Raw genomic sequence first — 12,872 nt, 5'->3', positions numbered from 1 at the left:
AATCGGCGTATCCATCGCCGTCTCCCATGTTCACCGGGATGAGGGGTGGTATCTCCCGTTGTATGCACGGCCGTGCCGGATGGAACCGTATCCGGTGCTCCCGTCCCGGTCTTCGCGCTTTTTCCGTCACGGCATGGATGCACTGGACGATGCCTGGACAAACATGCTCTGGCTCGATCTGTATTGCCCGCGACTGGCGCTCGAGATTGCGCTGTCGGCGACGCGCACGGAACCGGTCGCGGTGGTGGAAGCGGCGGGTGCGCACGAGGTGCTGGTCACCTGCAACGACGTGGCGCTGCGCGCGGGCGTCCGCCCGGGCATGGGTACCGATGCCGCGCGCGTGCGTGCGCCCGGATTGCGGACCCTGAAGCGGGATCCGGCCGCGGAGCGGGCGGCGCTGGAGCGGCTCGGCGCCGCCTGTTTTTACTTTACCGATTACGTCTCGCTGCAGCCGCCGACGGACGTGCTGCTGGAGATCGGCGGCAGCCGGCGGCTGTTCGGCGGGCTGGATGCGCTGCTCGCGGAGGTGAGCGCGCTGCTCGGGACCCTGGGCCGTGAGGCCTGGCAGGGCATCGCCCCGACCCCGGCTGCCGCGTGCCTGCTGGCCCACCGCGGTGGCGGCCGCATCGAGCGCCGTGACGCGCTGGCGGATGCACTGGGATCTTTGCCGTGCCGTGGATCAGGGGTCGACCGGCGCGCGAGTGAGCGCCTGGAAGGCTGGGGCGTGAGTACGCTGGCCGGGTGTTTCGCGCTGCCGCGCGAGGGCGTCGCGCGCCGTCTCGGGCGGGATTTCCTCGATTACCTGGACCGGCTGCGCGGTCAGCGCGACGAGTCGCCGCCACGTTTCCAGCCGCCGGGGCGTTTCGAAGGCGTCGTCACCCTGCCGGAGGAGACGGCCTCGCTGGACCTGCCGGTTCTGGCGGTCGAGCGGCTGCTGTCGGAACTGGAGGCTTGGCTGCGCGCCCGGGATGCGGGGATCCAGGATTTCCGCATCGAACTCCACCCCCGGCGCGGCGAGGCGCTCGGGGTCGAGGTGGGCCTGGCGACGCCCGCGCGCGAGGCCCGGCACATGCAGGCGCTGGCACGCGAGCGGCTTGAACGGACGGCCCTGCAGGGCCCCGTGGTGGCCGTCGGTGTCCGCACCCGGGCGCCGGTGGCCTACCACCCGCCGGTGACGGACCTGCTGACCGATGCCGGCACCGAACCGCCCGAGCGCCTGCTGGAGCGGCTGCGCGCGCGGCTCGGGCGGGAGGCGGTACATGGTCTGGCGCTGGTGGCCGAGCATCGCCCGGAGCGCGCCTGGCAGCGCGCGGCGCCCGGTGGCACGCCCGCGCACGAGCCCGTCGACGCGCCGCCACGGCCGTTGTGGCTGCTGGTGCAGCCGGGTGTGTTGCCGCTCGATGAGCAACGCCGGCCGCTGTGCCAGGGGCGGCTCGACCTGCTGGACGGGCCGGAGCGCATCGAGACGGGCTGGTGGGATGGCGACGATGTCGAGCGCGATTACTTCGTCGCGCGGAACCCGGGTGGCTCGGTGCTGTGGATCTACCGCGAGCGGCGGGTGCCGGTGATGTGGTATCTGCATGGGTTGTTTGCCTGATGGGGGAGGCACCGTAGCCCGGATGGAGGCGGTAGCCGGAATCCGGGGAAACGTTTGGCCGCATGCGCAAAGCTTCCCGGATTCCGCCTTCGGCTGCATCCGGGCTACGGGCCTGTCGCCCGCCGCCGGGAATGCCGGCATTGCGCGGTGACATGTATCGGGCGCAATCCGGTCCCCGCGGACCGCGCAAAGCCGGCCTACGGGGTAGGGTGGCTGGCGGGTAGCAACGTAGGTTGGGTTGAGCGCCAGCGATACCCAACGGTCGAGGTTGAATGACCGGAATCACGCCTCGTCGCCGGCGGATCGCTCGTCGAGTTGGGTTTCCTTCGTCAACCCAACCTACGTGAGCGGGCGGACGTTCGAGGGGGGATTCGCTGGCCGGCGGTTGCGTTGGAGAGGCCCCGACAGGGTTGTAGCCGGTACCATGACCCGCTCTGGATCACGGGCGGACGGGATATTCGGATGAGTCGCAGCGGGAAGAGCGGGAAGAAGCCGAAGAAGAGCGGGCGCGCGCCGCGCGGGGCCGCCGCGGAGACCAGGGCGCAGACCGAGGCGTCGCGCCTGATCGAGCTGTATCGCGGGGGGCGTCTGCAGGAGGCGCTCGACGGCGCGCGTGCGTTCACGGAGCGCTGGCCGGGTTTGGCCGTGGGCTGGAACGTGATGGGGACCTCCGCGCAGGGACTGGGAGAAGTGCAGGAGGCGGTCCGCGCCTACCGCCGCGCGGCGAAGATCGAGCCCGACAATCCGGCGACGCGGAACAATCTCGGGCTGATGCTCACCCGGCTCGATCGTTTCGATGAGGCCGTTCGTGAATTCCGGGCGGCGCTGCGCGCGAAGCCCGACTTCTTCGAGGCGCTGTTCAACCTGGGGATCGCCCATGAGGGCGCTGGCGCCCCGGTGGAGGCGGAGCGCCATTACCGCGATGTGCTCCAGCGGCATCCGCGTCTAGGCGAAGCACACAACCGGCTGGGCAATGTGCTCATGGCGCAGGGACGGATGGAGGAGGCGCTCGCGGCCTACGACCAGGCGGTGGCGATCGATCCCGAACACGCCGGTTTTCATACGAACCGCGGCAACGTCCTCACGGAACTGGAACGGCTGGCGGAGGCCGAGTCGGCCTACCGGCGGGCGCTGGAACTGCAGCCGGATGATCTCGGCGTGCACAACAACCTCGGCAATCTGCTGCGCCGCCGCGGCAAGCTGGCCGACGCGGAGCAAATCGCCCGCGCCGGCCTGGCGCAGGACGCGCACCGCACCGATCTGCTGATGCAGCTCGCGGCGACCCTGCGCGAACTGGGCCGGGTGGACGAGGCGATCACGCTTTGCCGCAAGGCCATCGAGATCGACCCGGAGCAGCCGGAGGTCCACAACGCCCTGGCCAATGCACTGGCCGACGGCGGGCAGTTCGACGAGGCCGACGCGGCCTACCGCCAGGCGCTTGCGCTGCGCCCGGGGTACACCGATGCGGTGTACCACCTGGCGATCCTGCGCCGCCCGGCCGATCCCGCGGCGGAACTCGCCGCCGTGCAGGCGCGGCTGGAGCAGCGCGGCTGGTCGGCGGCGGAAGCAGCCTCGCTCCATTATGCCGCCGGCAAACTGGTGGCGGACTCGGGCGAGGCGCCGGAACGGATCTTCGGGTACTACCGCGAGGGCGCGCGGCTGCGCCGGCAGACGCTCGACTACGACGTCGGCGCGGACGAGCGGCGCTTCGCGGCCATCGCCGAGGCGTTTCCGCGCGAGCGCATCGAGGCGCTCGCCGATGCGGGGCATGACAGCGACGTACCGGTGTTCATCGTCGGCATGCCGCGTTCCGGGACCAGCCTGATCGAGCAGATTCTGGCGAGCCATCCGCGCGTGCACGGGGCCGGCGAGCGGCGCGATCTCGGGACGGTGGTGGCCGATTACGACGGCCGCTTCGGCAAAAACTTTCCCGGGTGGGTCGAGGCGCTCGATGGCGGGACGGCCGCGGAGATCGGCCGTCGCTATTGCGAGTCGCTGATCGATCCGGCCATCGAGGCCGAGCGGGTGACGGACAAGCTGCCGGGCAATTTCGTCCATTGCGGCCTGATCGCCGCGGTCCTGCCGCACGCGCGCATCGTCCATGTCCGTCGTGATCCGGTGGATACCTGCCTGTCGTGCTTCAGTTACCTGTTCGCCGGCCGGCAGGCATTCACCTACGACCTGGAAGAACTGGGGCGGTATTACCGCGCCTACCACGGGTTGATGGCGCACTGGCGCGAGACGCTCTCGCCGCCGCAGTTGCTGGAGATCGATTACGAGGCGCTGGTGGCGGAGCCGGAGACGGAGGTCGCGCGGCTGCTGGCGCATTGCGGCCTCGAGTGGGATGACGCCTGTCTCGCGTTCCATCGCAACGAACGCTCCGTCCGCACCGCGAGCGCGACCCAGGTGCGCCAGCCGTTGTACGCCAGCGCCGTCGGGCGTTGGCGGCGTTACGAACACGAACTCCAGCCGCTGCTGGCGGCGTTGGGGCCGCTGGCACCGGATGAGTGAGTGCCGGCTGGCTCCCTTCGGTCGCAAGCCGGCCTACGTGGGGCGGCCAGCGAGGAATCGTAGGCCGGCTTTTGCCGAAGGCAACAGCCGGCGTTTGATGTCATGGGACAACGTGCTCGGGTGTCGAGGGGCCTTCTGCCGGCTGGCTCCCTTCGGTCGCAAACCGGCCTACATGGGCGGCGGGCGAGGTGTCGTAGGCCGGCTTTTGCCGAAGGCAACAGCCGGCGTTTCAACCAGGGAGGGGGAATGGGGCGATACGTGCGCGCCCGTGTCGCGGGTGGTACCTGGTTTTTCACGGTCGTGACCGCGGGACGGCGGCGATGGTTGGCGTCCACCCAGGGATTGGATGCGTTCCGGTCGAGTTATCGCGATGTCGCGAAAGACCAGCCATTTGAAACGGTCGCCATGGTGGTGCTCCCGGATCATCTGCATTGCATCTGGCGCCTGCCTGTTGGCGATGATGATTTTTCCCGTCGGTGGCAACGCATCAAGCGCAGGACTACGGGAAAGATGCGGCGTCAGGGTATGACCGGGGCGTTCTGGCAGGCGCGTTTCTGGGAGCACTTGATTCGCGATGAGCGCGATCTACGGATGCATCTGGATTATGTGCATTACAACCCGGTACGGCATGGGCTGGTGGGAAAGGCGGCTGAATGGTCGGCTAGCTCGATTCATCGTTATATCCGGGATGGCTGGTACTCGCCGGATTGGGGGATTGCGGATCCGGAAGACCTCGAGGCTACTGTGCTGGCGAACGGTGGTGACTTGTAGGCGTTTGTCGGTTGGTCCAGGTGATCTGCCGGCTGGCTCCCTTCGGTCGCAAGCCGGCCTGCATGGTTGGGTTGGACGTAGGCCGGCTTTTGCCGAAGGCAACAGCCGGCTTGGCTTGCCGCCGGGGAGTGGCTCCGGTCGTGAGTCGGCCTTGTGGGGTGTTGCATGTCTCTACCGACACAAACCGCACCGGCGTATGCCGAGCTGTGTGCGGTCTCGAATTTCAGTTTTCTGCGGGGCGCCTCGCACCCGGAGGAGCTGGTCGAGCGGGCGGCGCGGCTGGGGTATTCGGCGCTGGCGTTGACGGACGAGTGTTCGCTCGCGGGTGCGGTGCGTGCGCATGCGGCGGCGCGGGATTGCGGGCTGCATCTGATCGTCGGCAGCCGCTTCGAGCTGGACTGCGGGCTGCGGCTGGTCGTGCTGGCGATGGATCGGGGCGGTTATGCGCGGCTTTCGCGGCTGATCAGCGCGGCACGGCGGTCGGCACCGAAGGGGTCTTACCGGCTTGACCGTGGGATGCTCGCCGATGGCCTGCCGGGCTGTCTCGCGATCTGGCTGCCGGGGCGGGACGAGGGCCGGGCGGTCGCCGATGGGGCCTGGCTGCGTGACTGTTTCGGCGAGCGCTGCCGGATCGGCGTGGTGCGCCATCTCGGCCCGGGCGAGTCCGCGCGGCTGCGTTCGCTGGAGCGGTTGGCGGCCGATACCGGGATCGACCGGGTCGCGCTGGGTGACGTGCACATGCATGCCCGCGGGCGCCGGGCGCTGGCGGATGCGCTGACGGCGATCCGCCTCGGCACGACAGTCGCCGCCGCGGGGACGGCGCTGGCGGGCAACGGCGAGGCTCACCTGCGCAGCCGCGCGCGCCTGGCGCGGCTCTATGCGCCGGAACTGCTGGCGTCCACGGTCGAACTCGCGCGGCGCTGCACCTTCTCTCTTGATGAACTGGCCTACGAATACCCGGAGGAAAGCGTCCCCGCCGGTTATACCCTGAGCGGCTGGCTGCGGGCGCGGGTCGAGGCCGGTGTGGCCGAGCGCTGGCCCAGGGGCGAGCCGGCGGGTGTGCGCGATCAGCTCGAGCACGAACTGGCGCTGATCGCGGAGCTCGGTTACGAGGCGTATTTCCTGACCGTGGATGACATCGTGCGCTATGCCCGTGAGCGCGGGATCCTCTGTCAGGGGCGCGGTTCGGCGGCGAACTCGGCGGTCTGTTACTGCCTCGGCATCACGGCGGTGGATCCTTCGACCAGCGCGCTGCTGTTCGAGCGTTTCATCTCGCGCGAGCGCGGCGAGCCGCCGGATATCGACGTCGATTTCGAGCACCACCGGCGCGAGGAGGTCATCCAGTACATCTACCGGCGCTACGGCGACGACCGGGTAGCGCTGGCGGCGACGGTGATCTGTTATCGCCCGAAGAGCGCGCTGCGCGATATCGCCGGCGCGCTGGGCATGGAGCCGGCCCAGGTCGATCGGCTGGCGCGGGCGGGCGCCGGGCGCGACGGTCGCGCGATCGACCGCGAGCGGGTGCGCGAGACCGGCTTCGATCCGGATGCGCCGGTGATCCACCGCGTGCTGACGCTGGCGGAGCAGATCCAGGGCTTCCCGCGCCACCTGTCGCAGCACGTCGGCGGGCTGGTGATCGGGCGGCGGTCGCTGACCGATCTGGTGCCGATCGAGAACGCGGCGATGGACGGCCGCACGGTCATCCAGTGGGACAAGGACGACCTCGACGCGGTCGGCCTGCTGAAGATCGACTGCCTCGCGCTCGGCATGCTGACGGCGATCCACGATGCATTCGACCGCATCGCGGCGTTCTACGGGCGGCGGTACACGCTGGCGACAATCCCGCGCGAAGATCGAGACGTCTTCGATATGATCCAGCGCGCCGATACGGTCGGCGTGTTCCAGATCGAGTCGCGCGCGCAGATGACCATGCTGCCGCGCCTGAAGCCCGAGACCTTCTACGATCTCGTGATCGAGATCTCGATCGTGCGCCCGGGGCCGATCCAGGGCGAGATGGTCCATCCCTATCTGCGCCGCCGCCAGGGGCTGGAGACGATCGAATACGGCGGGCCGGAGATCGAGCGCGTGCTCGGGCGGACGCTGGGGGTGCCGCTGTTCCAGGAGCAGGTGATCGAGATGGCCATGCTGGCGGCGGATTTCTCGCCGGGCGAGGCCGATCAGCTGCGCCGTTCCATGGCCGCCTGGCGCAAGAGCGGCGATCTGGAGCCGTTCGAGCGGCGCCTGGTCGAGGGCATGACCGCCAACGGCTACACGGAGGAGTTCGCCCGCCGCATGTTCGCGCAGATCCGGGGCTTCGCCGGGTACGGCTTCCCGGAATCGCACGCCGCCAGTTTCGCCCTGCTGGCCTGGGCCTCGGCCTGGCTCAAGTATCACTATCCCGCGGCCTTCACCGCGGCGCTGCTCAATGCCCAGCCAATGGGGTTTTACGGCCCGTCACAGCTCGTGCGGGCCGCGCGGGAGCAGGGCGTCGAGGCGCGCCCGGTGGATGTGCGCGTGAGCGATGCCGTGTCCACGCTGGAGCCGGACGGCAACGGCGGCGCGGCCCTGCGCCTGGGGCTGGACCGGGTGCGCGGGTTGTCGGCGGGGGCGCGTGCGCGGATCGCGGCCCTGGGGGTGGCGGTCGCCGATACCGCGGAACTGGCGGCCCGTGCGGATCTGGACCGGCGCGATCTTGATGCGCTGGCCGAGGCGGATGCCCTGCAGGGGCTGGCCGGTGACCGCACGGCGGCGCGCTGGGCGGCGCACGGAGTGCAGTCGGCGCTGCCGCTGTTTGGCGATGAGGCGGCGCAACAGCCGCAACCGGTGCTGCGGCCGCCACGCGAGGGCGAATCGATCCGCGCGGATTACGCCAGTACCGGTCTCACGCTGCGGCGGCACCCATTGGCGCTGCTGCGGTCGCGCTTCGGTCACTGGCGGACAGCTGACGACACCTGTCGGCTGGCCGACGGTGTGCGCGTCGTGACGGGCGGGTTGGTCATCACGCGCCAGCAGCCGTCGACCGCGAGCGGGGTGACCTTCCTGACGCTGGAGGACGAGACCGGGGTGGTCAACGTGATCGTCCGCCAGGGTGTCGGCCGCCAGTATCGCCCGACCCTGTATGGCGGCCGCCTGGTGGGCGTGACGGGGCGCGTGCAGCGGCAGGAGGCCGTGGTGCACGTGGTGGCGGAATCGCTGGAGGACGCCAGCGGGTGGCTCGGGCGGCTGGATGTCTCGGCGCGGGATTTTCATTGATAGAGGCGGCAGGCGGCAGGCGGCAGGGCGAAGGGCGAAGGGCGAAGGGCGAAGGGCGAAGGGCCAAGGGCCAAGGGCCAAGGGCCAAGGGCCAAGGGCCAAGGGCTGGGGGCGAGAGGTTCGTAGGCGCGTTTTCGCCGGAGGCGAACGCGCGCATTCCGGGCACGGAGCCGGAATGCGCGAACCGGCCAGGGTTGTCCCGCGGTTAGTTGTGTAGGCCGGCTTTTCCCGGCGCCTCTGGCATTCGTGACATGCACTTTCACTCGCCGCCGGGGAATGCCGGCATTGCGCGGTGAAATGCTTCGCCGTGGTTTCCACCGCCGTGGTGGACCGCGCAAGGCCGGCCTACGTCCAGCGCGTTATCCGGGGGGGGGTCTGCAATACATGGCACGCATTATGCGAGGCATAGGGTGAAAGGCCGATGGTTGGCCGCAGGTGATTACGGAGCAGTTCGCCATGAACACGCAGACCCAGATCCAAAACCAGACACAGACCCCGATGCCGCCGCAGACGGCGTCGCGGACCCGGAGTCATCGCCGGATCATGCTGGTGAGCACGCGGAGCTCGACCCTGCTCGCCCTGCAGCGCGCCTGCCGCGCGGATCCGATGGTGCAGTTCTGTTTCTACGCCAACGTCGCCGCGGCGACGCGTGCCCTGCGCCGGTTCCAGCCGGACGCGCTGTTGCTCGATGTTGCCTGTACCGGCCGTGCCGGTCAGGAGCTGGTGACCCGGGTGCGGGACATGGACGCGGTGCCGACTGTCGCGGTCCTCGCGGATGTCATCGGCTCGCGTATGTGCGAGGCGGTCGAGCAGACCGGCGCCGATGGCGGCCTCCCGGTGACGGCGCCCGACCTGCTCGAGCGGCTCGGTGGGCTGGCTTCCCGGCGCGCGTGGGACCGTCCCCGGACGGCGTAAATCGGAGGGGCTCAAAACCCACGGCTGGACTTGTTTTCGCCGAATGTGAAAAATCGTCGCCTCACAGCGTGCCTGCGTTGGTCCGTGCGTGACGCCTGCTGCCCCACACCGTCCAACGGGCGGGGCCGCGAGAGGACATTCGAGAAGAACAAGCCAGCAGGAGTGGTCCATGAGCCAACACTACGATCTCCTCGTCATCGGCAGCGGTCCCTCGGGGCAGCGCGCCGCCGTCCAGGCCGCGAAGCTCGGCAAGCGCGCGGCCGTGGTCGAGCGCAAGCATGTGGTGGGCGGTAACGCCGTCCACACCGGCACGATCCCGAGCAAGACCCTGCGCGAGACGGTCCTGAACCTCACCGGCTGGCGCGAGCGCGGCTTCTACGGCCGCGCCTACCGCGTGAAGAAGGACATCACCGTGCACGATCTCAAGCAGCGTCTGCAGATGACGCTGGAGCACGAGATCGAGGTGATGCAGCACCAGCTGATGCGCAACGGCGTCGACGTGATCCGCGGTCAGGCGCATTTCGTCGACGAGCACACGGTACGCGTGACCGAGAGCGCCCAGGACGACGACGCCGTCGATTACACGGCCGACTACGTCGTGCTCGCGGTCGGCACGCGCCCGCATCGCCCGAGCCATATCCCCTTCGATCGCCGCAAGATCATGGACAGCGACGACATCCTGCGCATGGAGAAACTCCCGCGCACGATGGCGGTGATCGGCGGCGGCGTGATCGGGATCGAATACGCGACCATCTTCAGCGCGCTCGATATCAACGTCACCGTGGTCGAGGCGCGCGACCAGCTGCTGTCGTTCGTCGATTCCGAGATCACCCAGGAATTCCAGCATCACATGCGCGATCGCGGGATGATCATGCGCCTCGGCGAGGAGGTGTCCGAGGTCCGCGAGGACAATGACGGCAAGATCATCACGCAGCTGGCCAGCGGCCGCCGGGTCGTGACGGATCTCGCCCTGTTCTGCGCGGGCCGCCAGGGCAATACGGATACCCTGAAGCTCGAGAACGCCGGGCTGGAGGCCGACAAGCGCGGACGCCTGGAGGTCAACGAGCAGTTCCAGACGGCCGTGCCGCATATCTACGGGGTCGGTGACGTGATCGGCTTCCCGGCACTGGCGTCGACGTCGATGGAGCAGGGCCGCCGCGCGGCCCGCAATGCCCTGACCGGCGAGCCCCAGAAACGCCTCGAGAATTTCCCGATCGGCATCTACTCCGTACCCGAGATCAGCATGGCGGGGCGCACGGAGCAGGAACTCAAGGATGCCGGCATCCCGTTCGAGAGCGGTATCGCCCGCTTCCGCGAGACCGCGCGCGGCCAGATCCTCGGCCTCGATCAGGGCATGCTCAAGATGCTGTTCAGCCTCGAGGATCACACCCTGCTGGGCGTGCATGTCGAGGGCGAGGGCGCGACCGAGCTGGTCCACATCGGTCATGCCGTGCTGGAGCTCGGCGGGACGCTCGAGTACTTCATCGAGTCCGTGTTCAATTACCCCACGCTCGCAGAGGCCTACAAGGTCGCGGCACTGGACGCCTGGAACCGGCTGTCGCGGTGACCCGTCCCGGAAACGGCTCGGGTCGCGCCGAGCGATGAACGCGCTCCCCCTGGCCCTGGCGAGCGCCACGGCGACCACGTTGCTGACCGCTGCCGTAATCGGCTGGCTGCGCAGTCTGCCCGGCGGTGGTCACGGCGTCGCCGGCTGGCTGCTTGCATTCGTGCTGTTCGCGCTCGCCTGGGCTGCAGGGCTCTGGCCGGCGCTCGGGTCGCCGCAACCGGTCGTGGCCGCTACGGTGTTCCTGCAATTGGCCGGGGCCGTGGCGCTGTTCTGCAGTATCCGCGTGTTCTTCGGGCTGCCCCCGATGCGTGCCGTCACGCTCTCGATCGCCGCGCTGATCGTCGCCGGATATGTGCTGGCATCGCTCCTGGGCACAGGGGCGGGCTGGCCGCTGTGGATCGCCGTTGCCACGACTGCGCTGCTGCTGGTCATCAGTGGTGGCCTGTTCATCCGCATGCGACCCGGTCAGCCGCGCTCCGGTCACGTGATCACGGCCGCCGCGCTGGTCGCGCTGGGCGTGCACGTCGTTGCCGTCGCCGGGTGGTCCGAACCGGGTGGCCTGACGGTCGCCGGCGTCATGACCGGGCAGATCCTGCTGCTAGCGCTCGCGCCGGGCATGGCGAACGTCGTCCACCAGCGGATTTACCACCGGCTCAGCCAGGCCGAACGGCGCCTCGCCCACGCGATCGAGGCGCTGGATCAGGGCTTTGCGCTCTATGACGCCGACGACCGTCTGGTGATGGCCAACCAGGCCTACCGCAAGATGTTTCCGCTGATCCGCCATCTGTTCGAACCCGGCATCACCTACCGCGAACTGCTGGAGGCGAGCGCGGCGGCCGGACAGTGTGTGGGCGCCGCCGGCCGGGAGGCGGACTGGATCGCGGAGCGGATCGAGCACCACCACGGCGGCGGCCACGCGCGTGAGGACCAGGTGGCCGACGGGCGCTGGCTGTACATGGTGGAGCGGCGCATGCCCGATGGCGAGTCGGTGAGCCTGCGCGTCGACATCACCGCCATCAAGCAACGCGCGCAGGAAGTCGCTGACAGCGAGGCCCGTTATCGCGACCTGATCGAAGGCTCGATCCAGGGGATCATCATCGACCACGACTGGCGCATGATCTTCGCCAATTCGGCGGCCGCGGAGATGCTCGGGTTCCGTACGCCGGCGGAACTGCTGGGCAGAGAGAGCTTGCGCCACCTGGTCGAGGATTACGAGGTGGAGCGCTTGCGCGCGTACGCCGATGCGCGCGACGCCGGTGGCGATGCCCCGTTGGAATACGAAGCGGATATGCGCCGTGCGGATGGCCGGATCATCAGCGTGCAGTGGATGGTGCGCCATATCCGCTGGCGGGGCGAGAAGGTCACCCAGTCGACGCTGGTGGACATCAGTGAGCGCAAGCGGGCGGAACGCGCGTTGCGCGATCACCAGGATCGCCTGGAAGAGCTGGTCGGCGCCCGCACGGCCGAGCTGGAGACGGCGAATCGGGAGCTGGAGGCGTTCAGCTATTCCGTCTCGCACGACCTCGCGGCCCCGCTGCGCCACGTCCGCGGGTTCGCGCGAGCGCTGGAAGAGGATTATGGTGCCGCGCTCGACAGCACCGGCCAGGATTACCTCGCCCGTGTACGGGCGGCCGCGGAACGGATGCAGACCCTGATCGACGATCTGCTGTCGCTGTCGCGGCTGACGCAGACGGAACTCGATCGGGAGTGTGTCGACCTGTCGGCCCTTGCGAACGAGATCGTGAGCGAGCTGCGCAACGACGACACCAGCGGCCGCGATGTGCGGGTCGAGATCACGCCGGGGCTGCGGGCGGAAGGGGATGCCCGCCTGTTACGGATCGTGCTTGATAACCTGTTCGCCAACGCCTGGAAGTACACGGTCCATGAGCCGACGGCATGTATCCAATTTAACGAAGAAACGCACGACGGCATGGTATGGTACATCGTCAAAGATAATGGCGTCGGCTTTGACATGGCCTACGGCGAGCGATTGTTCGGCCCCTTCCAGCGCCTGCACAAGGATGAAGATTTCGCCGGCGTTGGTGTCGGTCTGGCCACGGTCGCGCGCGTCGTCCATCGCCATGGCGGCCGCGTACGTGCCCGCGGCGCGGTGGGGCAAGGCGCGGCGATCGGCTTCACGCTGCAGGCGGTGCCGCGCCGCGGGAATGATGGTCTCGGGGGCAGGATGGGGGCGCCAGTTGATGAATCCCGGTAACGCCTGATGGGCGCAGGCCGGATGGGGTGCGGTGGCCGAGGTGG

Annotated in this window: 7 protein-coding genes; all 7 read left to right on the top strand. The window is 69.0% G+C overall.

The genetic code is table 11. The features are described from left to right. On the top strand, nt 1–1,597 hold a 1,597-nt coding region (locus A0W70_RS14590), incomplete at its 5' end, for a Y-family DNA polymerase (RefSeq protein WP_217495451.1). 462 nt (nt 1,598–2,059) lie between these two features. Beyond that, entirely contained in the window at nt 2,060–4,108 is a 2,049-nt protein-coding gene (locus A0W70_RS17260) for a tetratricopeptide repeat-containing sulfotransferase family protein (protein WP_067563744.1), read from the top strand. A gap of 246 nt (nt 4,109–4,354) precedes the next feature. Further along, a complete protein-coding gene (locus A0W70_RS14580; RefSeq protein WP_067563740.1) occupies nt 4,355–4,879 on the top strand; it encodes an REP-associated tyrosine transposase in 525 nt (174 codons plus the stop codon). Nucleotides 4,880–5,044: 165 nt separating this feature from the next. Next, complete coding sequence (locus A0W70_RS14575) at nt 5,045–8,131, top strand: error-prone DNA polymerase (RefSeq protein WP_067563736.1); 3,087 nt, start codon at nt 5,045–5,047, stop codon at nt 8,129–8,131. Nucleotides 8,132–8,587: 456 nt separating this feature from the next. Further along, nucleotides 8,588–9,046 (top strand): response regulator, encoded by a 459-nt coding sequence (locus A0W70_RS14570; protein ID WP_067563733.1) that lies wholly within the window; start codon nt 8,588–8,590, stop codon nt 9,044–9,046. Nucleotides 9,047–9,215: 169 nt separating this feature from the next. Further along, nucleotides 9,216–10,613, top strand: a complete 1,398-nt coding sequence (sthA, locus tag A0W70_RS14565; protein WP_067563730.1) for a Si-specific NAD(P)(+) transhydrogenase — start codon at nt 9,216–9,218, stop codon at nt 10,611–10,613. 34 nt (nt 10,614–10,647) lie between these two features. Beyond that, complete coding sequence (locus A0W70_RS14560; RefSeq protein WP_067563727.1) at nt 10,648–12,828, top strand: PAS-domain containing protein; 2,181 nt, start codon at nt 10,648–10,650, stop codon at nt 12,826–12,828. The last annotated feature ends 44 nt before the right edge of the window (nt 12,829–12,872 follow it).

This window comes from Halofilum ochraceum (assembly GCF_001614315.2).
GTDB lineage: Bacteria > Pseudomonadota > Gammaproteobacteria > XJ16 > Halofilaceae > Halofilum > Halofilum ochraceum.
This window is presented reverse-complemented; position numbering and strand designations above follow the sequence as displayed.